Consider the following 23,976-nt stretch of genomic DNA (forward strand, 5'->3'; position numbering starts at 1 on the left):
ATGGCTTTGTTGGGTGAGACGAGCATACCCACCCGGTGTCGCGGCAGTCTTTGCATGTCAGCATGAGTCCCAACCCTATACTCTTGCACGGGATAGTTTAAGGATGGCAGTTTTACTGCCCATCGGATGTCGACGCCAGAGATTGCAATGTCAGGGATTTTTAAGTCAATGAAGCGTGTGCTCACCGGGCGGGTAATCCGGCGCTCGGACCTTCATATTATGGACGGCACGTGCTCGATATCTCTCCGCATGAAACGTGATAGCGATGGCGCCTATGTCGTCCTCGCGTGCACCGCTGCCGGCAGCCGGCAGTATTACCCCTTCGAGAGGAGTGAATTCGAGAGCTTTGTCACAGCGGGTAGCGAAATCAGAGACGCGCTAGATTCCGACATAGCTCAGGATAAGGTCTAGACGCAGCACCTTTCGGGAGATGTCCATCGGCGCCGTAGAGACATTCTTTCAATGTCCAGCTAGATTGAAGTCAGGCACGCAGGTCACTGGAAGGGAAACATGTCCAACGTCGTATCGCTCAGGCCAAAGCGCGTGCGCGCACCAAAGCGTATAGGCGTATATTTCGAATTAAGCCCAACGATGTCAGGCGGTACTCATGGCCTGAAACTCGAAAATGGGGATAAACTCCTCATACCTCCACGTGTGCTGCTCGGACCAAGCCCAGACCAGAAATATGGATTCCCTGTATTTCCAGAGGTTCCGCGGCTCCGGCCAGACAAAAAAGAATATCACCGCCCGCCAAGAGACCTTGAGGGTTTTGAACTTTACTGGCTTGTTTCCCAGCGTTTGAGAGACGTGCTGGAGAGAATTGACCCAGCCGGCGTTACATTCGCAGACTGCCAGGTTTTTCATATCAGCGGCAAACCTATCGAGCCGAAGCACTATCTATGTGATGTCGTAAGGGAGGTCGATGCCCTTGACCTGGGCGCATCCAAGGTGGGGCGTTGCATCACCGATGATTTTGAATACTACAGTTTAGCTGGAGATCCAGAAGTTTCATTTAAACACGAAGTATTGGGAGACGCCCATATTCTCCGGCAGAATAACATGTCCAGCATATTCTGTGACGCTGTCTTGAAACAGGCAATGGTAGACGCGGGAATCAAGAACCAACTGCACTTCCGTGACGTGTCGATACGTGCCTGATTGGGATCTCAGGCTCGGTATCTTCCACCCGCAAGGATTTCCGCGTCCCGCCGGACCTGCATCCCGCGGTAGATCTCCGGCTGATGCTCCTTGCAGGACCCGTCCGACTTCGACTTGTCGAGCTCGAAGCCGAACCCTCTCCATTCCTTCCAACCAGGGTCCTCGCACCAGTGCTCGAAATGCACCGGGACGGCGGAGGGACGGGTGGCCGTCGGCATCCGGGGACGCAGTTCAAGGAACCCTGTCGCATAACAGACATCGCCCCACTCCTCCCCGGCACGATTTCCTGCGGGAGAGTCCGAGGGGAAATCATGTAAACTGGAAATCCCCCGAGTGAAGGCTTGATAAGAGCACGTTCTGCAGCGTGATTGTATTGTTCGCATCGGCCATAATGAGCGTATCGCCGCCGGATTGGTTGGATGCAGCAAGAAGCGACGCCCAATCGGCAAAGACGCTGTCATCGATCCTGATCGTATCGTGCGCCGAGCCGGTTGCCACGAAGTTTGTGATCGTATCATGACCCCAGTTTGGCAGATATACGAAGAAGTCTGCGGCCACTCCACCAGTGAGAGTATCGTCGCCTGCACCGCCCGTCAGTGTGTTGGCACCCGCGCCGCCCCGGATCGTGTTGTCGAGGCCATTGCCGGTGCCGGTGAATGCCGCCACGCCGGTATAGGTCAGGTTCTCGACATCGGCGACCGCCGCCAGCGAGTAGCTGGCGAGTGCGGTCTTTATCGTATCCGTACCTTCATTGGTGTCTTCGGTGACGGTATCACCTACGTTGTCGATCACATAGGTGTCGTCGCCGCTGCCGCCGACCAGCGTATCGGCGCCGGCCCCGCCGTTCAGCGTGTCAGTGCCCGCCCCACCGGTGATCGTGTTGGCGGCACCATTGCCGGTGCCGGCGAAGTTGCCGATGCCGGTGTAGGTGAGGTTCTCGATATTCGCCATTGCAGCGATCGAGTAGGCGGCGAGCGACGTCCGGATCTCGTCCGTGCCGGCGCTGGCTGCCTCCGTAACCACATCGGTCGCCATGTCGACGATGTAGATATCGTTGCCGAGCCCGCCGATCAACGTGTCGGCGCCACCGCCGCCATCCAGGGTATCGTTGCCGCTTCCACCGGCAATGACGTTCGCCAAGGAATTTCCTGTGCCGGCAAAATCGCCGGTGCCCGTAAAGGTCAGGTTCTCCACGTTGGCGACGTTGGTCAGCGCATAGGCAGAAAGCGCCGTCTTGACCAGATCGATGCCTTCATTGACCGCCTCCGTGACGACATCGGCGGCATCATCGACGATGTAGGTGTCGTTTCCGGCACCGCCGATCAGGATGTCGGCTCCTGCCTTTCCATCCAGCGTATCGGCCCCGACGGCGCCCCTGATTGTATTGGCAAGGCTATTGCCTGTTCCGGCAAATGCTGCTGCGCCGGTATATGTCAGGTTCTCAAGGTTGCCGGCAATCGTATAGGCAGCCAGTGCGGTCCTGACGGTATCGACGCCCTCGTCGGCGTTTTCGGTGACGGTGTCGGCGGCATTGTCAACGATATAGGTATCGTTGCCCGTGCCACCGATCAGGGCATCGGCGCCAGCCTTGCCGTCCAGCGTGTCGTCGCCGCCATCACCCGACAGCGTGTCGGCGGCAGCCCCGCCGGCGATCGTGTTGTCGAGGTTGTTGCCCGTCCCGGCAAAGGCCACCGTCCCGGTATAGGTCAGATTCTCGACATTGTCGGCAAGCGTGTAGCTCGCCAGTGCCGTCTGCATCGTGTCAGTGCCCTCCGCGGCACTCTCGATGATGGCGTCGGCAGCGTTGTCGATGACATAGATGTCGTTGCCGCTGCCGCCGACCAGCGTATCGGCGCCGGCCCCGCCGTTCAACGTATCATTGCCCGCCCCGCCGATGATCGTGTTGGCAAGTGCATTGCCGGTGCCTGCAAAATTGCCGCTGCCGGTATAGACGAGGTTCTCGACATTGACGGCAAGTGTCAGTGCGGCAAGTCCGGTCTGGACCGTATCGCTGCCTTCGTTTGCCAGTTCCGTCACCACGTCGGTGGCGATGTTGACGATGTAGGTATCGTCGCCGGTGCCGCCGATCAGCGTGTCGGCGCCGGCCCCGCCATCCAGCGTGTCGTTGCCCGCAGCCCCGGTCAGCCTGTCGGCTGCCGCTCCGCCCTTGATGATGTTGTCAAGCGCATTGCCGGTGCCGGTAAAGGCCACCGCGCCCGTCGAGGTCAGGTTCTCGACATTGGCCCCCAGCGTGTAGGAGGCCAGGTTCGTTTGCACCGTGTCGATGCCCTCGTCGGCGTTCTCGGTTACGATGTCGCCGGTGCTGATGACATAGGTGTCGTCGCCCACCCCGCCCTTCAGCGTGTCGACACCCGTTCCGCCGGTCATGACGTTGTTCAGGGCATTGCCATTGCCGGCAAAGGCCGCCGTGCCGGTATTGGTGAGGTTCTCGACATCGGTGCCAAGCGTGTAGCTTGTAAGGTTCGTCTGCACCGTGTCGGTGCCCTCGTCGGCGTTCTCGGTGACGGTATCGCCGGCATTGTCGACGACGTAGATATCGTTGCCCGTGCCACCGGAAAGCGCATCCGCTCCGGCACCGCCGTTCAGTGTGTCAGTGCCCGCATCACCAGAGAGCGTGTCGTCGCCAGCTCCACCGGTGATGACGTTGTCGAGAGTGTTGCCGGCGCCCGTAAAGCCGCCGCTTCCGGTGAAAGTCAGGTTCTCGATATTGGCGATTGCCGCCAGCGAATAGCTCGCAAGATCGGTCTTGATGACATCGGCGCCACCGCCGGGTGCCTCGACCACCACATCGCCCAGGGTATCGACGAAATAGGTGTCGTTGCCGCCACCGCCAATCAGCGTATCGGCGCCGGCCTTGCCGTCGAGCGTATCGGCCCCCGCCCCGCCGGTGATCACGTTCACCGCGCTATTGCCGGTGCCCGTAAACGCCGCCGTGCCCGTATAGGTCAGGTTCTCGACATTCGTTCCAACGACGTAGCTCGCAAGCGCCGTCTGGACCGTATCGGTGCCCTCGTTCGGGCTCTCGACGACGATGTCGGTCGCAACATCGACCACATAGGTGTCGTCGCCCACCCCGCCCGACATCCTGTCTGAACCTGCTCCGCCGATCAACGTGTCGGCGCCGGCCCCGCCGTCGAGGATATCGGCACCCGCGCCCCCCCGGATCGTGTTATCGAGGCCGTTGCCGGTGCCGGTGAATGCCGCCACGCCGGTATAGGTCAGGTTCTCGACATCGGCGCCAAGCGTGTAGATTGCGAGGTTCGTCTGCACCATGTCGGTGCCTTGGCCGGCGTTTTCGGTGACGACATCGCCGACGTTGTCGACCACGTAGGTATCGTCGCCGCTGCCGCCGACCAGCGTATCGGCGCCGGCCCCGCCGTTCAGCGTGTCAGTGCCCGCCCCACCGGTGATCGTGTTGGCAGCACCATTGCCGGTGCCGGCGAAGTTGCCGATGCCGGTGTAGGTGAGGTTGTCGATATTCGCCAATGCAGCGATCGAGTAGGTGGCGAGCGACGTCCGGATCTCGTCCGTGCCGGCGCTGGCTGCCTCCGTAACCACATCGGTCGCCATGTCGACGATGTAGATATCGTTGCCGAGCCCGCCGATCAGAGTGTCGGCGCCGGCGCCACCGTCAAGGGTATCATTCCCGGCACCCGCAATGAGGGTATTGTTCTGCGAATTGCCGATGGCGCTGAAGTTCCCAGCACCGGCAAAGGTCAGATTCTCGACGTTCGAGAATTGCACGAGAGAGTAGTTCGTGAGCGTCGTCCTGATGAGGTCAGTGCCTCCTCCGACATCTTCGATCACCAGATCATCGACATTGTCGACAGTGTACGTGTCGTTCGCGCGACCACCCCGCAGCGTATCCGCCCCGGCACCGCCATCAAGCGTATTCGCAGCCAGAAGAGAGCCGACGATGATGTTGCCCATTGCATTGCCCGTACCGGAAAACGCGGCATTTCCAGTGTAGGTCAGGTTTTCGATATTCGCCTTGGATGCAAGAGAGTAGGCAGCCAGTGCGGTCCTGACGGTATCGACGCCCTCGTCGGCGTTTTCGGTGACGGTGTCGGCGGCATTGTCGACCACGTAGGTATCATCGCCGGTGCCACCGATCAGGACATCGGCGCCAGCCTTGCCGTCCAGCGTGTCGTCGCCGCCACCACCCGACAGCGTGTCGGCGGCAGCCCCGCCGGTGATCGTGTTGTCGAGGTTGTTGCCCGTCCCGGCAAAGGCCACCGTCCCGGTATAGGTCAGATTCTCGACATTGTCGGCAAGCGTGTAGCTCGCCAGTGCCGTCTGCATCGTGTCAGTGCCCTCCGCGGCACTCTCGATGATGGCGTCGGCAGCGTTGTCGATGACATAGATGTCGTTGCCGCTGCCGCCGACCAGCGTATCGGCGCCGGCCCCGCCGTTCAACGTATCATTGCCCGCCCCGCCGATGATCGTGTTGGCAAGTGCATTGCCGGTGCCTGCAAAATTGCCGCTGCCGGTATAGACGAGGTTCTCGACATTGACGGCAAGTGTCAGTGCGGCAAGTCCGGTCTGGACCGTATCGCTGCCCTCGTTTGCCAGTTCCGTCACCACGTCGGTGGCGATGTCGACGATGTAGATATCGTCGCCCGCGCCACCGATCAGCGTGTCGGCGCCGGCCCCGCCATCCAGCGTGTCGTTGCCGGAACCACCGGAAACGACGTTCGCCAAAGCATTCCCGGTCCCCACAAAGTCGCCGGCGCCGATGAAGGTCAACTTCTCGACATTGGCGATACTGGTCAATTCATAAGCGGAAAGCACCGTCTTGATCAGATCGGTGCCGGCGTTGGCGGCTTCGGAAACGATATCGCCCAGGGCATCGACGATGTAGGTGTCGTTGCCAACGCCGCCGATCAGCGTATCGGCGCCCGCGCCGCCGTCGAGGATATCGGCACCCGCGCCGCCCCGGATCGTGTTGTCGAGGCCATTGCCGGTGCCGGTGAATGCCGCCACGCCGGTATAGGTCAGGTTCTCGACATCGGCGACCGCCGCCAGCGAGTAGCTGGCGAGTGCGGTCTTTATCGTATCCGTACCTTCATTGGTGTCTTCGGTGACGGTATCACCTACGTTGTCGATCACATAGGTGTCGTCGCCGCTGCCGCCGACCAGCGTATCGGCGCCGGCCCCGCCGTTCAGCGTGTCAGTGCCCGCCCCACCGGTGATCGTGTTGGCAGCACCATTGCCGGTGCCGGCGAAGTTGCCGATACCGGTGTAGGTGAGGTTCTCGACATTGGCAGTGAGCGCATAACTCGCAATCCCTGTCTGGACTGTGTCCGTTCCTCCATTCAGGTTCTCGATCACGATGTCGGTCGCGATATCGACCACAAAAAGATCGTCGCCCGCCCCGCCCGACATCGAGTCGGAACCAGTGCCTCCAATCAACATGTCGTCGCCGGCACCGCCGTCAAGCGCGTCATTTCCGGCGTTACCCCAAAGGGTATTGCTTACCTCGTTGCCCACAATCGAGTCATGGCCGGAGCCTGCCTGAACATTCTCGACCAGCGACGCAAGGTTGTTGTGATAAAGCAGCGCGTTGAAAATGTTACCGCGGGCATAGCCATTGTTCAGGCTACCGCCCAGATCGGCCAACTGGCCTTGGGAAAAGAAAGAGTAGCCCCCGGCTCTCAGGTCGATTCTAAGGCGGGTGGTATAGGCGCTCAGGTCATAGGTATCGACACCGCCGCCGTCCCAGATCGTTGCGAATATCCTGTTCGCATTGGGCGTGATGGCCGCGACGCCATTGACATACGTAACGCCTTCGTTTGGATTCCACTTATAGGTCGTATCGTCCCCGTTTGTCGTGTAGTCCGCGCCATACATTTCCTGCAAAGCGGCGATGTCGAGCATCATGAAGCTCTGTGGCGCACTGTTCTGCTCGTATTCGTATCCGTTCGGAACGTCTCCGATATATGTGCGGTAGGTCATGATCGTATATTCGAGAGAATCGTAACTGCTCGGTACGATTGCCGGATTGTTATCCGGTTCATGAGCGTGTTTCAGGCCAAGCGCGTGACCCAGTTCATGCGCCAACGTATGTCCCGCGTAGTTGCCGAATTCCGGAAACCGATAATCATCTCCGGTGCCAGCATATTCCGTCCCGAACCAGATATCGCCGCCGGCGCTGCCGGTGCTGGGAAAATAGGCCCATGCCGTCGAAAGATCCGGGTGGGACGACTGAGCAAATCGCACCGTAGCAGTGTTTACGTTTCCGGCCACAAACTCGGCGTTGGTAAATCCCTCTACGGAAAAACCGTCATTCGCCGTGTTTCCATAGGATTGTTCCATGAGGATCAAGGCAGCAGCCTGCTGCTGCGAGGAAATCGAGGAGAAACCGAAATCTTTCTCGTCATTATACGAGTACGAGGCCGAGCTGGTGGGAAACGCATAGGTTATCGTACCGTCCCATGCGTAACCGCTGATAAGCCCGTCGACTTTCTGATCGCCAGTCAAGTTCACAGTCTTTGTGGAAGTGAAAATGCCCGTCATGAAATCCCTACCCGCTCTAATTTACTCGATCATCGGTTAATGCAGGTCCCGTGCTTCAGGTGAGCACCCGACCATTTATGGGGAACCAGCGCGACTGCAAGGTCGAGCGCAGTCACGTGTAAACGGCCTGCAATGCTTTCCTCGAGCATAAACCCGAGTGCCGAGGCAATTTCTCTGGAAGAAATCTCCGCTTTACTCCGAAATAAAGCGGGAATAAATGATCATGCATATTTGTTAAGCCAAAACTTCGAGAAAACGCCGCTACAATCCTTACCGGTCCTGTTCCTATACTGTCAAAGATACCAATATTCATTATGCTACACCCTGACATCGTAAGTCATCGAATAGAACTGGTTACCGTTCATGCATCGCCTCCTCCGCGACCTCGACCAAGGGCGAAAACACATACTCGAGTATCCGGCGTTCTCCCGTCCGAACCTCCGCAGTCGCCGACATGCCCGAACTGAGCTTGACGTCACGTCCATCCGCCGAAACCCGGTCGACGTCCAGGCTCAACGTCACCGGAAACACCAGGTTCTGCATTCTTTCGGCGCCGCCGAAGACGTTCGCAGCCTGCCGTGCTGCGGCATCGCCTTCACGGCGCGCGGCGTCGGGTTCCGGAATGGCATCCGACGCAATCTTCGTGACATGGGCCGGGATCGTGCCATAGCGGGTAAAGGGAAAGGCTTCGAGCTTGACGACCGCCTCCTGGCCAAGCTTGATAAAGCCGATGTCCTTGTTCAAGACATAAACCTCGAGTTCCAGCGCGCTGCCCTCGGGCACGACGCGCATGACGTCCTGACCGACGCTCACCACTTGCCCGATACTGGTGATCGACGACGCCTGTACCGTGCCGGCGATCGGGCTGCGCAGCGTCATCTGCTCCCGCGAATTTCTTGCCTTCATCAGGCGCTGCTCAAGCTCTTCGACCCGACGCTCCGCGTCGCCGAGGCGCGCGAGGTGGTCGCTCAGAAACACCGACGTTACCTTGTCCTTCTCCCGCGCAAAGACCTCAATGCTTGCCATGGCGTCGGCAAGTCGGCCCTCCTGCATTGCAAGTTGCGTCGCCTGCTCCTTCAGCGTTTCCGTCGCATCGATGACGCTTGCCATCGTCCCCGCATCTTTTGAAGCGAGTGCGCTGCGCATCGTCACGCGCTCGTTCAGCGTTTCGACCAGAGAGTTCTGAGCCGCAAGCGTCACAGTCAGGCGATCGCGCTCCACTTCCTTCTGGTGCTTCTGAGCCGCAAGCGAGGCGACTGCGGCCTGATGTTGTTCAAGATCGCCCCGGAGAATGCCATCCTCCCTTCGGCGCAGCTCATCGGGTACATCCGCGTCCCATGCGATGGTTGGTAGCGGCGCGTTCGGCACGCGCGAATGGACATGATCCACGATCGCTTTGCGGCGCCGGACCTCGGCACGCATGGACGCCAGGCCCTTTGCCGCATCCGTCTCATCGGCAAGGGCATCGGTCGGATCGAGTACAAGGAGGATATCGCCTTTTTCCACATGGGTCCCGTTTGGCGGCGGGAGCGCCGCCACCTTGCCGGTCAGCAGCGGCTGGACGACCTTGACGCGCCCGGTCGGCTGGAGTTTGCCCTGGGCGGCGGCGATAATGTCGATGCGGCCGACATAGGACCAGATCAAGGCCGTTGCGGTGAAGGCGCAAATGATCAGGATCAGCGCCATGCGCACCGGCGAGGGTGGTGTCTCCAGGACTTCCAGAGCGGGCGCCAGGAACTCGTGATCGGAGCGCTTTGCCGGCCTCGGCGGAAGGCCGGTATATCGGACAGCCTTGGCGGGCGCATTCCTCATGCCGCGCCCCTGTCGTTCTGCAGGGCCCAAAGCCGGGCATAGAGCCCGTCCGGACGCTTGAGCAGTTCCTCATGGCTGCCCATTTCTGCAATCCGCCCATCCGCCATGCCGATTATCCTGCTGCACGGCCTGACGGCCGCAAGCCGGTGCGCAATGATGATGACTGTCCTGCCCTGGGCGATCTGGTGCATGTTCGTCTGGACGACCCGCTCGCTCTCATAATCAAGCGCGCTGGTCGCCTCATCGAAGATCAGGATCGGCGGGTTCGTCGCAAGGGCTCGGGCAATCGCGATGCGTTGCCTCTGGCCGCCCGAGAGGTTGGCGCCCCGCTCCTCGATCATCGAGTCATAGCCCTGGGTCAGCCGTGCGATGAATTCGTCTGCGCCTGCGAGCTTGGCAACGGCGATTACCTGGGCACGGTGCATCGCAGGGTTTGAGAAGGCGATATTGTCGTGGATCGTGCGGGTTGAACAGCAGGTTTTCCTGCAGGACGACCCCGATATGGCTGCGCAGCCAGGCCGGGTCGAGCTGCGACAGGTCGGCGCCGTCGAGCAGCACCTGTCCCTCTTCCGGGAGATAGAGGCGCTGAACGAGCTTGGTGAGGGTCGATTTGCCAGAACCGGAGGCGCCGACGATGCCTATGACCTCGCCGGAATGAATGTCGAGAGAGATGTTCTTTAAAACCTCGGGCAAGCCCGGCCGGTAGCGGAACGTGACATTTCGGAGCTGGATCATACCCTTGGGTGGCGGAAGCGCCATGCGAGCGCTAGGATGCCGTTCCATCGGCGTGTTGAGGATGTCGCCAAGGCGGTCGACGGAGATCTGCACCTGCTGAAAATCCTGCCAGAGCTGCGACAACCGCAGAACCGGCTGGGTCACCTGCCCGGCGATCATGGTGAAGGCGACAAGCGAGCCGACCGAAAGTTCACCGTCGATGACCGCCTTGGCCCCGAAAAGCAGCAGGGCCGCGGTCGAAAGCTTGCTCACATACTGGATGGCGTTCTGGCCGCCAGCGCTGAGCAGCGTGGTATCGAAAGCCGTCCGCACATAGGCCGCAAGCTTTTCTTCCCATTGCGCCTGCATGATCGGCTCGACGGCCGAAGCCTTGACGGTGTGGACGCCGACGATCGCTTCGATGAGGAACTGCTGGCTGGCGGCACCGCGATTGAACTTCTCCTTGACCAACTCCCGCAGCGGCGGACGCACGACCATGCCGATCAGCATATAGATCGGGATCGCGGCAACCACGATCAGCGTTAGCTTCCAGGAATATGCGAAGAGCACCGCGATGAAGACGAAGGTGAAAAGAAGGTCGATCGCCGAAAACAGCCCCTGCCCGGTCAGGAAAGCGCGGATGGTCTCGAGCTCGCGGACACGTGCCACCGTCTGGCCGGCAGAACGGGTCTCGAAATAGCCAAGCGGCAGCCGCAATAGATGGTGGAACAGCCGCTGACCGAGCTCGACGTCAATCCTGTTGGTCGTATGGGCCAGCGCGTAAGTCCGCAGATATTGAAGCACGACATCGAAGAGGCCGATGATGGCAATGCCGGCCACCAGCACGAACAATGTTGAGTAGCCTTTGTGCGTCAGGACCTTGTCGACGACGACCTGGAAAAACAGCGGGGTCACCAGTGCGAATATCTGCACGAAAAAAGAGGCGAGCAGAACATGCGCCAGCGGCTTTCGATAGCGCCAGATGGACGGCACAAACCACTTGAAACCGAATTCCCGGGGATCCGACCCCTCGCCGCCGAGCCGCCGCCCGACGAGAAGGACGCTCCCTCCGATTTCCGATGTGATTTCCTCCGGCTCGATTTCCCGATCGACCCGCGTAACCGGATCGATCAGCCGGTATTTTCCCGAAGGATTGAGTCCGCCAAGCACCTGGAAGGCGCCGCCTTTCACCCGCACGATCGCCGGCACCGGAATTGTCCGCAGCCGACGTTCGCTAACCTGTTCGATCGATCGGGTTTTAAGGCCGATCAGCCTGGCAGCGCGCTGCAGATCAAGCGCCTGCAAGGGACGGCCCTTCAGGGCGAGATCATGTTGCAGTTGCTGAGGGTCGGCTGCGATCCGATAGAAAGCGGCAATGCCGCACAGCGCACGGAGACCGGAGTCGAGCTGCTGCGAAACGAAGCCGTCCATGCCGCGAAATAATCCCCTGAGCGTTTTCTTTGCCTATGCAAGGCACCCTTCCCCGCAGCCGTTGCCGACGGTTTGCGCCTGCAGATGTAGGCGGATTCACGTCTACAATCTATGGGAATATTGCACTCCCGAGATTTCAGGAGGGCGTGTGACGTATAACCCACGGATCACAACCACGGCGCGATGCCTGCTCTCTTTTCTCATTGTCTGGAGAGGCTGGTATAGTGGGGCAAATGGGATTGGTCGATCGGGATCCAAACTTATTTGGTAGCGAGTGCTCATTCAGATAATTGACGTTTTGTCCTTTTATTTGCACTTACGTCACGATCCTCAGTTTCATCTATGCACGGTATCGCGATGGCGCGCCCAACTCCAAATAGTTCGATCCGATACCCTCTGAACGCGATCTTGGGCGCGGAGTCGAATATACGCCTCCCGAGGGAGCTTTGCCTGCATGGAGGATACATTTCGGCTACGCATCTAGCCGAGAGAACCGGACTGGTCAGGAACAGCACATGGAATGCGCTGAACAGCCTACGGCAGTACGGTCTGATAGTAGAGGAAGGCACGGACAGGTCGCGCCTGTTCCGCTTCAACTCGGAGCATCCCTTGGCCGATTCGATTGGCCAGCTCTTCGGGGCGGAAAGCGAAAGGCTTCATAATATCTTCGAAGAGATAAAGGCCAGCGGCAAAAAGCTGAGCGGTCGTATCGCCGGAATGTGGCTGTACGGAAGCGTCGACCGTCGAGAGGATCGCGCCGGCAGTGACGTCGACATTGGCTTGATCGCAGGGCCGGACGATCTGGCAGAGATCGTCGAGGCGGTACGCGAACATCTCCGCGAGGCGGGCGAGCGTCTTTTCTTCCTGCCGAATGTTGTCGGGCTCGATTTCAACGATGTAGAGAGAATGGCTCGTGACGACGATCCATGGTGGAAAAATTGCGTCGCAGATGCGTTTATTATGCTCGGGAAACATCCAGAAGACGTGGCTCAAGAATTGTTGAGAGGGAACGGGGATGGTCAGAAAAGGGCCGAGTAAGAAACGCGACGAAACGTTTGTCCGGGGAAGGCTCCTCATCGCCAGAGGCTTCTTGAAGGATGCGCGAAACAGCAACGCCGTGGCGGATCCTGGCGACATAGGCAATCCGTCCATGTCAACGATCATCAATTGCGCCATCGCGATCCATGCCGCACGTCAGTACGGAAGCCGAAGAGCCGGCCTTTTCCTCCTGCCTTGAATCTGGCGTATATAATGGTAATATACAAAGATGATCGATTGGGAACGGATTGTCGGATTCGAGTGGGACGAAGGAAATGCCCGCAAGAGTGCCGACAACCACGACGTCAGCCAGAGCGAAGCCGAGCAGGTGTTTTTTAACGAACCGCTGCTGATGGTGCCCGATCTGAGGCATAGTTTTACCGAGCAACGCATTCATGCGCTCGGTCGCACCGAAGATGGAAGGTTGCTCCATCTCACCTTCACGCTTCGGGTAAACGAAACGACAATCCGGGTGATTTCCGCCCGGGATATGAGCCGGAAAGAGCGAAGCTATTATGAGCAGAATGCCTGATCCCGTGCCGCACTTCAATACGGAAGCCGAAGAGCGAACCTACTGGGAACACCATGATTCCGCCGAACATGTCGACTGGAGCAAGGCAACGAAAGTGCGATTGCCGAACCTGAAGCCGTCGTCTACGTCAATTTCGTTGCGTCTGCCCAATTCGCTTCTGGAACAGATTAAGGTCGCCGCTGGCAAGCGTGATGTCCCATACCAGTCGCTCATCAAGATCTGGCTTGCCGAGAAGATCGATACATCTGGCGCCAAGCGATAATCTCCTCAAACCGGCGTGGCACACGGCGAAGGATCCGGTTGGCCAGGACATGGACGGCTGAAGCCCCCTACCGTGACGCCTGGGAAAATTAGGCCGTGAGCGGGCTTTGTTTCCCGAAGGTGCGCATCCGAACTCACGGAGTGCCACCGTGTATTCGTTATCCCGATACCGAGGAATGCATCGTCAATGGTGACGAGCGCTGGGTGTCTGGTTCTTCAGACAGCCGCTGCCGTTCCATGTGACCGGAACGGCCCCAGGCGGCGCTCCTTGCAACGCTTCTTCAGAGCCTCACGCCGCCTCCCCCACTTTCGGGTACGGGTCAAACCGCCCATAAAACGTCTCGTCCTTCGCCGCCATGTCCTTCAAGAGCGGCGTCGGCTTGAAGTGCGGGCCGTAGCTTGCGGCCAGCTTTTCGCAGAGCGCGACAAAGGTCTTCACGCCCATGCCGTCGATGTAGGAGAGCGTGCCGCCGGTATAGGGGGCGAAGCCGAAGCCGAGGATGGAGCCGACGTCGGCTTCGCGCGGGTCGGTGACGATGCCTTCCTCCACGGTGCGGGCGGCTTCGAGCGCGATCGTCACCAGCAGGCGCTGTTTCAGCACGGCGACATCCACCTCGTTGGCGCGTTTCTGCGGATAGAGGGTCTTCAGCTCGGGCCAGAGGAATTTCTTGGCGGGCTTGGCCGGATATTCGTAAAAACCCTTCAAATTCTTGCGGCCTCGGCGGTCGAACACGTCGACCAACTGGTCGACCAGCGCCATGTGCTCCGGCTTGACGGCATTGGGGCCAAGATCGGCGATCGAGGCCTTCATGATCTTCTGTGACAGATCGACGGCGACCTCGTCGTTGAGCGACAGCGGGCCGACCGGCATGCCAGCCATTTTTGCAGCATTTTCGATCATCGCCGCCGGCACGCCTTCGATCAGCATGTCATAGGCTTCGTTGATATACCGGAAGACGCAGCGGTTGACATAAAAGCCGCGGGTATCGTTGACGACGATCGGAGTCTTCTTGATCGCGGCGACGAAATCGAGCGCCACGGCCAGCGCCTTATCTCCCGATTTTTCGCCGAGGATGACCTCGGTCAGCATCATCTTTTCGACCGGCGAGAAGAAATGCACGCCGATGAACTGGTCGGAACGCTTCGAATTCTCGGCAAGACCGGTGATCGGCAGGGTCGAGGTGTTGGAGGCAAAGATGGTGGTTTGCGGGATGACCGCTTCGACCGCCTCGATGACCGCCTTCTTGACCGCGCGATCCTCGAACACCGCCTCGACGACGAGGCTTGCGTCGGACAGCGCCTGGTAATCCGGGGTGGGGGTGATAAGCGAGAGAAGCTTTTCGCCCTCTTCCTTGGTCATCCGGCCCTTGCCGACCTGATCGGCCACCAGCTTTTCGGAATGGGCCTTGCCCTTGTCGGCAGCCTCCTGGTCACGATCGATGAGGGTGACGGGAATGCCGGCGGCGGCCGTCACATAGGCGATCGAGGCGCCCATGAAGCCGGCGCCGACGACGCCGATCTTAGAGAACTCCGTCTTGGGCACGCCTGCCGGGCGGCGAGCACCCTTTCCGAGTTCCTGCATCGAGACGAACAGCGAGCGGATCATCGAAAACGCTTCGGTGGTGCGCAGGATTTCGGTGAAATACCGCTGCTCGACCTTGAGGCCGGTATCGAAGGGAAGCTGCAGGCCTTCATAGACGCATTTCAGGATGGCGAGCGCACCCGGATAATTGCCGGCGCTTTCGCGGCGCAGGATGGCGGGGGCGGCCGGCCAGAGCTGGGCGGCAGCCGGCGTCCAGATGCCGCCGCCGGGGACCTTGAAACCCTTCTCGTCCCAGGGGGCGACGGGCTTCAAGCCGTCCTTGATCATCTGCTTGGCGGCGTTGATCAGTTCGGCGGGCTCGACGACCTGGTGCACGAGGCCCATGGCCTTGGCGCGCTGGGCGGTCAGCGACGTGCCGGTCGTCATCATCTGCAGGGCATCCTGGGCGTTGGCCAGCCGCGGCACGCGCTGGGTGCCGCCGGCGCCCGGGAAAATGCCGACCTTGACTTCCGGAAGTGCAATTTTAACCGACTTGGAATTGGCAGCGACGCGGCCGTGGCAGGCGAGCGACAGTTCGAACGCGCCGCCCATGCAGGTGCCGTTGATCGCCGAGACCCAGGGTTTGCCGTTGGTCTCGACCTTGCGCCACAGCCACGACATGCGCCCGGCGGCATCGAACAGTTTTTGAGCGGCCGTGGCCGGGTCCTTGGCCTGTTCCTCGGCGAGCATCGAGAACATCGACTTGATCATGGTGAGATCGGCGCCGCCGGAGAAGGACGACTTGCCGGAGGTGAAGACGACGCCCTTGACGGCGGCGTCCGCAACGGTCGCGTCGACGATCGCCTCGATCTCGTCCATCACCTCCATGGTGAAGACGTTCATCGACTTGTCGGGCATGTCCCAGGTGACGAGAGCGATGCCGTCCGCGTCGGTTTCGACGGTGAAGTTCTTGTAGGTGCTCATGATGGGATTCCTCTTCCCTGAAATTCTCTGGTGTTCCGAACCGCCCCCTCACCCGGCCTCCGCTTCGCTCGGCCACCCTCTCCCCGAGGGGAGAGGAAGATCAGAGGCGTTGCGGCATTCCTCTTCTCCCCTTGGGGAGAAGGTGCCGGCAGGCGGACGAGGGGGTCTCTCCCCTCAAACTCTCTCGATGATCGTCGCCGTGCCCATGCCGGCGCCGATGCAAAGCGTGACCAGCGCGGTGTTGAGGTCGCGGCGTTCCAGCTCGTCGAGCACCGTGCCCAGGATCATCGCGCCGGTGGCGCCGAGCGGGTGGCCCATGGCGATGGCGCCGCCGTTGACGTTGATCTTGTCGTGCGGGATGTCGAAAGCCTGCATGTAGCGGAGAACCACGGCGGCGAAGGCTTCGTTGAGTTCGAAGAGGTCGATGTCGGAGATCTTCATGCCGGAGCGGGCCAAAAGCTTCTCGGTGACGTCGACCGGGCCGGTCAGCATCAGCGCCGGGTCGGAGCCGATGTTGGCGAAGTGGCGGATGCGGGCGCGCGGTTTCAGGCTCATGGCTTCACCACCGGCCTTGGAGCCGATCAGCACGGCCGCGGCGCCATCGACGATGCCCGACGAATTGCCGGCGTGGTGGACGTAGGTGATGCGCTCGATTTCCGGATGGGCCTGGATGCCGACGGCTTCGAAGCCGCCCATCTCGCCCGGCATCTGGAAGGACGGGTTGAGCGAGGCCAGCGACTGCATGTCGGTGGTCGGCCGCATGTGCTCGTCGCGGTCGAGGATGGTCAGGCCGTTCTGGTCCTTGACGGGGATGACGGAGTTCTTGAAGTAGCCGGCGTCCCAGGCCTTGCCGGCGCGCTTCTGGCTTTCGACCGCGTAGGCGTCGACGTCGTCGCGAGTAAAGCCGTATTTGGTGGCGATCAGGTCTGCCGAGACGCCCTGCGGCATGAAGTAGGCCGGGAAATTGACGGACGGATCCATGTACCAGGACCCGCCTGACATGCCCATGCCGACGCGCGACATCGACTCGACGCCGCCGGCAACTACGATGTCGTCGGAACCGGCCGCAACCTTGCCGGCCGCGAAGTTGACCGCATCGAGCCCGGAGGCGCAGAAGCGGGAGATCTGCATGCCGGGCGCCCTGGTGGAATAACCAGCCTCGAAGGCGGCGGCCTTGGGGATGACGGCGCCGGCATCCATGACCGGATCGACGCAGCCCATGATGATGTCGTCGACATAAGATGTGTCGAGGCCGTTGCGGTCGCGGATCGCCTCCAGCGTCTTGGCGGCGAGGCGCACGGACGGCACTTCGTGCAGAGCCCCATCCTTCTTGCCGCGGCCGCGCGGCGTGCGGACGTGGTCGTAAATGAAGACTTCGGTCATGGTGTCATCTCCCTGGGTGGCGCTGTAGCGCCTTCGAATTCTTTGTCTTCCCTCTTCTCCCCAGCGGGGAGAAGTGCCGAGCGAATGCAAGGCGATGAGGGAGTCTCCGGCAAAGCCGGAGCCAGAAACAAGAGCGCCTTCGGCGCGCCCCCTCATCCGGCCCTTCGGGCCACCTTCTCCCCGCCGGGGAGAAGAAAGACCTAAATCAGAACGCTTCCGCGGCCAGTTCCATCACGCTGTCGGCTCCAGCCTCGATGCGTACCTTCCGCACCGCGGTTTCCGGCATGATCTTTTCCATGAAGAATTTCGCCGTGACCAGCTTGTTCTTCAGGTAGTCGGCGCGAGCGTCGCCGTTAGCCAGCCGGTCTTGCGCTGCCTTGGCGATCTTGGCCCACATGTAGCCGAGCGTCACCAGGCCGAAGAGGTGCATGTAGTCGGTCGAGCCGGCGCCGGCATTGTCGGGCTTGGCCATGGCGTTCTGCATGAACCACATGGTGGAGGCCTGCAGGTCGTTCAAGCCCTTCTTGAGACCCTTGGTGAAGGGCGCCATGTTCTCGTCGGCGCGGTTTTCCTCGCAGAAATCGCCGATCTCCTTGAACATCGCCATCACGGCGCGGCCGCCGTTCAGCGCCAATTTACGCCCGACGAGGTCGAGCGCCTGGATGCCATTGGCACCTTCGTAAATCATGGTGATGCGGGCATCGCGGACATACTGGCTCATGCCGTGTTCCTCGATATAGCCGTGGCCGCCGAACACCTGCTGGGCCATCACGGCATGCTCGAAGCCCTTGTCGGTCATGACACCCTTCAAGATCGGGGTCGCGAGGCCGAGCAGGTCGTCGGCATTCTGGCGCTCCGCCGCATCTTCCGAGCGGTGAGCGATGTCGGATTTCAGCGCCGTCCACAGCAGGAAGGCGCGGCCGGCCTCGTTGAAGGCCTTGATGGTCATCAGCGAGCGGCGGATGTCAGGATGGACGATGATCGGATCGGCCTTCTTATCCGGCGCCTTGGGGCCGGAGAGCGAGCGGCCCTGGATGCGCTCGCGGGCATACATGACGGCGTTCTGATAGGCCGTCTCGGCAATCGAGAGGCCCTGCAGGCCGACACCGAGGCGGGCTTCGTTCATCATAACGAACATCGCGGCGAGGCCCTTGTTCTCAGCGCCGATCAGGAAGCCGGTCGCCTCGTCATAGTTCATGACGCAGGTGGCGTTGCCGTGGATGCCCATCTTGTGTTCGATCGCGCCGCAGGTCACACCGTTGCGGGCTCCGAGCGATCCGTCGGCATTGACCATGAACTTCGGAACGATGAAGAGCGAGATGCCCTTGGTGCCTTCCGGTGCGCCTTCGATGCGGGCGAGCACCAGGTGGACGATATTGTCGGTCATGCCGTGTTCGCCGGCGGAGATGAAAATCTTCTGGCCGGAAATCTTGTAGGAGCCATCGCCTTGAGGCACCGCCTTCGAACGCAGGAGGCCGAGATCGGTACCGCAATGGGGTTCGGTGAGGTTCATGGTGCCCGACCAGGTACCGGCGACCATTTTCGGCAGGTAAGTCTTCTTCTGCTCGTCAGAACCATGCACGAGGATCGCGGCAATCGCGCCTTGGGTCAGGCCCGGATACATCATCAGCGACATGTTGGCCGACGACATGTATTCGCCGACGGCGGCGTGCAACGTGTAAGGCAGGCCCTGGCCGCCGTATTCCTCCGGTACGGCAAGACCGATCCAGCCGGCCTGGCAATACTGGTCGTAGGCCTGCTTGAAGCCCTTCGGCACCGAGACCGTGCCGTCGTCATGGCGGGCGCAGCCTTCCTGGTCGCCGGAAAGGTTCAGCGGAAAGAGCACATCCTCGGCCACCTTGGCCGCCTCGCCGATGATCGCTTCCAGCATGTCGGGAGTAGCATCGGCAAAGCCCGGCAGATTGCCGTAGCGCTCAAGGCCGAGCACGTCGTTGAGAATGAAAAGCGTATCGGTTAGCGGGGCCTTGTACACTGGCATGTCGAGCTTCCTCCAAATCTCGTCAGCGGATCGGCCCGGCCTTCGGCTCACGGCAGGATCCGCATCCTTTCCACCACAAATAATTGACGTTCGCGTAAACGTCAATTGCGACGGCGTGAACTTCGGCGATCTGCACCGCCGCCACTCCTCCGTCCTGGGTACAGTATTAACGGACCGAACAGTTGCGAGGCTGGATGGGAAAGCCGGAAGATAGAGACGGCAGGCGCAACGTCATCATTGCAAAGCCGCCAAACGCATCGAAAAGGTTAAAATTTTCGTTCAGGTTAACGACTTGTTTACCACGTTTAAGGAAATAGTGGGCTCTCTGGCGACGCGGTCCATTTAACTCAAGATGTCCCGCGTCCGCTGAAATGGCAAGTCCTGCGTAAGGCATCTCTAATGTATGGCTGATTGGCGGGAATTCCGTATCCCCTGAAACAAGGTCGTTGCGAGAGCCGGCAGGTACAAAGTCGAAACGAGCGAGCACATGAACGGATCACGACCGACCCCTTCCCGTCCCGGCGACCGCTCTTCCCTGGATGCGTTGAACCGCACCATCGAAGGGCTTGAAGCGCGTATCGAGGGGTTGATGTCGGGCACGGCGCGTGATGCCCGCGTGCCGAAGCCAGCCGATCCGCGCCTGGAGCGCCGGCCCGCACAGCCCGCCACCTATCGCGAACCGCAATTCGCAAGCGATCCGCTTGCCGAGATCCGCGAGCGCCAGCGCATGCTCGACGCCAGCCGCGACCGCGGTGCGAGGCCCGAACGTCCGCGGGCTCCCGAACTGCGCCGCGAGGAGCCACGTCATCCCGAACCGCGTCGCACCGAACTGCGCCCGCCGGAAGCCTATCGCCCGCCGGTGCGCCAGGCTCCCGTTCGCGCCGAAGCGACCCGTTATACCGAAACGCGCCCGGTGGCGCCCGCACCACGCCGTGAAGAACCGCGCCGCCCGGCCGCACCGCCGCGCATGCCGGCGCCGCAGCCGCAACAGCCAGCCGACAACGGCATGCGGGACATCGCCCAGGCGCTGGTCAGCCTGCGCCAGGAGTTGAAACAGGACATTTCCGAGAGCGTCGGCCGCGAGATGACCGCGCTACGCTCCGAAATCCGCTCGATCAGATCGCTTGCCGAGGACCAGCACTTCACCGAGGACCTGCGCAGCGACCTTGCCCGGCTTGCCGAAGGCATCAGCCAGCTCGGCTACCAGGCAACGCCGGAGGCCGCCGGCCTTCGCAGCGAGTTCGAGGAACTGCGCGCCGTCATGGACGGCCTTGCCCGCGAAGATTCCGTGCGGCGGATGGAAACCCGCTGGCAGGGTCTCGAAGACCGCATGCACGGCCTCGATCCGACGGCCCTGCGCGAAGAACTCGTGTCGCTCGCCTACCGCATCGACGACATCAAGGGCCAGCTCGGCGCGATGAGCGACAGCCCGGTCATCCGGGCGCTCGAACAGAAGCTGATCACGGTCGCGAGCGCCATGGAGCAGCTCGGCTCGCGCATGCAGCCGAACGATGTGCTCATCGCCGAACAGTTCGCGACATTGGACGAGCGGCTGGACGAGATCAGCCGCGCGATCGCCGCCGGCAGCCGCGCATCGGCCTCGGCCTCGATCGACCAATCCTTCCTGCAGCGGCTGGACGGCCGCATCGGCGCGCTCGCCGACCAGATCGACGCGATAAGCCGGGCAACTCACACCCAGTTCGATCCGACCGAAGCGCTGTCCGCCCGCATCGAGGCGTTGACCGGCCGCATCGAGGAGCTCACCGACGAACAGGCCGCGATGCGGCTGGAGGAACGGCTCGAACAGCTTTCGCTGATCCTGGAACAGGCCCAGAAGCCATCCCAGGACCCCGACCTTTCCGCCTATCTCGCCGATATCTCACGCAAGATCGACGGGCTGGAGCAGGGTAGCGTCAGTGAGGTGCTCGCCGAACGGCTCGACCACCTCGCCCGCCGGATCGAGGAAATCGGTTATCAGCCGCAGGCCCAGTCGGCGATCGACGAACACGCCTTCGGACGGATCGAAGAGCGGCTGACCGACATTGCCGCCCGGCTTGACGAGGCAACGGCGTCGCCGCGCGGCGAAGACGGCGCGCTTCGCAGTCTCGAGGACCAGATTGCGCATCTTTCGGTGCTGATCAGCCAGCCGCAGCCAGGCGCCGGCGCGCCTCCCGCCGAATTCGAAAACCGCATGACGGCGCTCGAAAGCTATATGGCGACCAATGACGAATATATCATCGAGGCCGCCCGCCAGGCGGCCGAGACGGTGGTGGAAGCCTATTCGCGCAACGGCATGGCGGGCGCACCGGGCGGCGCCGCGGACATGGCGGCACTTTCGGCGCTTGCAGACGACCTTCGCCACCTCGAAGACCTGACCCGGCATTCGGACGACCGCACCCACCAGACCTTCGAAGCCCTGCACGGCACGCTGGTGCAGATCGCCGACCGCCTGGACGGCATGGAAGAACGGCTTGTCGCCTCCGCTCCTGCGGAGCGGGATCGCCATCATGACGAACCGTCCCGTTACGAAGCCCGCCCCGCCCCGGCCATGCCGGCGGCCGCCCAGCTTTCCGTCGCGGCAGCCGAAGAGCTGATGCGCCACGAGTTGGCAGAGGCCGAGGCGGACGAACAGCCGGCCGCGGCCTTCGGTCACCGTGCAAGAGCCCCGGAAGAAACGTCCTTGGACGAAACGGTCCTTCGCGCCGACCATGCCGACACGAAAACCGCCATCAAGGACAATCCGACCAGGGACAAGGCCACCAAGACCAGCCTTCTGACCGAGCTTTCCCGCCGCTTCCTGCCCGGCGGCAAGGCCGAGGCGCCGAAGGGTGGCCGCACCGTGATCGAGCCGACCCCCCCACTTGACCCCTCCGACGTGCTGCCGGCGGATCGCGAAAACGACCTTCTGGAGCCCGGCTCCGGCGCACCCGATGTCAAGAAGATCCTCGAGCGGGTTCGCGCCAGCCAGGTCGCCGGTGAATTCGACACCGACCGGACGAGCGCCGCGGAACGCGCCGACTATATTGCCGCCGCCCGCCGCGCCGCCAAGGCGGCCGCCCAGGAAACCGATCCCTCGCAGGGCGGTTCGCCCTCCAAGGACTTGCGCAAGGCCGCCAAGGCTTCCGCCAACAAGGGTTTCGGCGCCATGCTTTCGCAGCATCGCCGTCCGATCCTGATGGCGGTCGGCGCCGTGCTTCTGGTGCTGATGGCGATGCCGCTCGCCAAGACGCTGACAAGCCGCACGAAGGCTCCCGCGGCGCCGGCACCGGCGATCGAAGCCCCCGCACGGCCGGCCGCGCCGGCCAACATGAGCGGCAGCAAGGGCATGCCGGCGGTCGAGGACCAGGCTGCGACCGACGGCGCCGAAAGCGACGCGGATATCGCAGCCGCGCCGACCCCACCCGTCGAACAAGCGCCAGCGATGGCGAACCATCTGACCGATCCGCGCCCGGCGACGGGCCAGCCCTCCGTGATGGAGCCGGCCGGCAACCCGCTTCCGGCACAGAACACCTTCGCCGCCGTGCCCAAGGCCGATGCTTTGGCCGCGATCGTGGTTCCGGTCGGTATCGAACCGAAGTCGCTTGCCGACGCGGCCGCTGCCGGCGACCCGAACGCGCTTTTCGAGATCGGCGCTCGCTTCACCGACGGAAAGGGCGTCAAGAGCGATCTGTCGGAGGCCGCCAACTGGTACAAGCTCGCCGCCGACCGCGGTCTGGCACCGGCGCAATACCGGCTCGCCAACCTCTTCGAAAAGGGCACCGGCGTTTCCCGCGACCTGACCAAGGCGATGACCTATTACAAGCAGGCCGCCGACGCCGGCAATGCCAGCGCCATGCACAATCTGGCCGTGCTCCAGGCTTCGGGCGCCGCCGGCCAGCCGGACTATCCCGCAGCCGTCTCCTGGTTCGCCAAGGCCGCCGACTTCGGCGTCGCCGACAGCCAGTTCAACCTCGCCATCCTGCTTGCCCGCGGCAACGGCGTGAAGCAGGATCTTGAGGAATCCTACAAGTGGTTCGCGGTCGCGGCCAAGGGAGGCGACAAGGACGCCGCCCAGAAACGCGACGAGGTGGCCAACGCCATGCGCAAGGAACAGCTCGAAAGCGCCCGCGCCAAGGCGGACCAATGGAAGGTGAAGCCGCTCGACCCGAAGGCCAATTCCGTCAATCTCCCGGACGAATGGGCTTCCGGCAAGCCGCTCACCACGGCCTCGGTCGACATGGAAAAGGCGATCCGCAACATCCAGGCGATCCTCAACAAGAGCGGTTTCGACGCCGGCACGGCCGACGGCAAGATGGGCGCCAAGACCGTGACGGCGATCAAGGCCTTCCAGACCTCGGTCGGCCAGGAGCCGAACGGCAAGATCACCGACGCGCTGGTCAAGGAACTGCTGGCCAAGAACAAGTAAGTCGACTTACCCGACCGGGATCGGGGAGTTGCGCGATATTAATCACGCCATCACAAAAACAGTAAAATTGCCGCATTATCCGGCACTTGCGAATTGACTTGCAGCGGCGCCCGGGCGCATGACGGGTGACACCCTTCATGCCCTGTTCACATGGCATGTGAGATCACGTTCCCATCGCCGCAACGGGCGGACAACCACAT

Annotated in this window: 10 protein-coding genes and 1 pseudogene; 4 read left to right on the forward strand and 7 right to left on the reverse strand. The window is 61.6% G+C overall.

Annotated features, from left to right (window positions below):
- Positions 1–510: 510 nt before the first annotated feature.
- Complete coding sequence (locus ACZ9EJ_RS22050) at positions 511–1,158, forward strand: imm11 family protein (RefSeq protein WP_476099839.1); 648 nt, start codon at positions 511–513, stop codon at positions 1,156–1,158.
- Positions 1,159–1,467: 309 nt separating this feature from the next.
- Here ACZ9EJ_RS22050 and ACZ9EJ_RS22055 read toward each other — a convergent pair whose 3' ends face one another.
- From ACZ9EJ_RS22055 to ACZ9EJ_RS22070, 4 genes and pseudogenes are all read right to left on the reverse strand, one after another.
- On the reverse strand, positions 1,468–7,659 hold the full coding sequence (locus ACZ9EJ_RS22055) for a M10 family metallopeptidase C-terminal domain-containing protein (RefSeq protein ID WP_476099841.1): 6,192 nt from the start codon (positions 7,657–7,659) through the stop codon (positions 1,468–1,470).
- A gap of 390 nt (positions 7,660–8,049) precedes the next feature.
- A complete protein-coding gene (locus ACZ9EJ_RS22060; protein ID WP_046642531.1) occupies positions 8,050–9,507 on the reverse strand; it encodes an HlyD family type I secretion periplasmic adaptor subunit in 1,458 nt (485 codons plus the stop codon).
- Positions 9,504–11,652: pseudogene (locus tag ACZ9EJ_RS22065) on the reverse strand (type I secretion system permease/ATPase). The gene ACZ9EJ_RS22060 and the pseudogene ACZ9EJ_RS22065 overlap by 4 nt, the downstream one beginning before the upstream one ends.
- Positions 11,653–12,186: 534 nt before the next feature.
- A complete protein-coding gene (locus ACZ9EJ_RS22070; RefSeq protein WP_476099843.1) occupies positions 12,187–12,828 on the reverse strand; it encodes a hypothetical protein in 642 nt (213 codons plus the stop codon).
- 91 nt (positions 12,829–12,919) lie between these two features.
- Here ACZ9EJ_RS22070 and ACZ9EJ_RS22075 point away from each other — a divergent pair, with 91 nt between their 5' ends.
- Positions 12,920–13,222 carry a BrnT family toxin gene (locus tag ACZ9EJ_RS22075; RefSeq protein WP_046636194.1) on the forward strand — a complete coding sequence of 101 codons (303 nt, stop codon included), beginning with the start codon at positions 12,920–12,922 and terminating at the stop codon, positions 13,220–13,222.
- A complete protein-coding gene (locus ACZ9EJ_RS22080; RefSeq protein ID WP_046636192.1) occupies positions 13,206–13,484 on the forward strand; it encodes a BrnA antitoxin family protein in 279 nt (92 codons plus the stop codon). The genes ACZ9EJ_RS22075 and ACZ9EJ_RS22080 overlap by 17 nt, the downstream gene beginning before the upstream one ends.
- A gap of 288 nt (positions 13,485–13,772) precedes the next feature.
- Here ACZ9EJ_RS22080 and ACZ9EJ_RS22085 read toward each other — a convergent pair whose 3' ends face one another.
- The 3 genes from ACZ9EJ_RS22085 to ACZ9EJ_RS22095 all read right to left on the reverse strand — a co-directional run bounded on the left by ACZ9EJ_RS22085 (position 13,773) and on the right by ACZ9EJ_RS22095 (position 19,371).
- Positions 13,773–15,989, reverse strand: coding sequence for an FAD-dependent oxidoreductase (locus ACZ9EJ_RS22085; RefSeq protein ID WP_046642534.1), 2,217 nt, complete (start codon positions 15,987–15,989; stop codon positions 13,773–13,775).
- A gap of 174 nt (positions 15,990–16,163) precedes the next feature.
- Positions 16,164–17,372 (reverse strand): acetyl-CoA C-acetyltransferase, encoded by a 1,209-nt coding sequence (locus ACZ9EJ_RS22090; protein WP_046642535.1) that lies wholly within the window; start codon positions 17,370–17,372, stop codon positions 16,164–16,166.
- Between the two features lie 205 nt (positions 17,373–17,577).
- On the reverse strand, positions 17,578–19,371 hold the full coding sequence (locus ACZ9EJ_RS22095) for an acyl-CoA dehydrogenase (RefSeq protein WP_046642536.1): 1,794 nt from the start codon (positions 19,369–19,371) through the stop codon (positions 17,578–17,580).
- A gap of 487 nt (positions 19,372–19,858) precedes the next feature.
- On the opposite strand from ACZ9EJ_RS22095, the gene ACZ9EJ_RS22100 reads away from it, so the two are divergent.
- On the forward strand, positions 19,859–23,776 hold the full coding sequence (locus ACZ9EJ_RS22100) for a peptidoglycan-binding protein (RefSeq protein WP_476099846.1): 3,918 nt from the start codon (positions 19,859–19,861) through the stop codon (positions 23,774–23,776).
- Positions 23,777–23,976: the final 200 nt, after the last annotated feature.

The sequence above is a fragment of the Neorhizobium sp. USDA 3394 genome, from assembly GCF_056280385.1.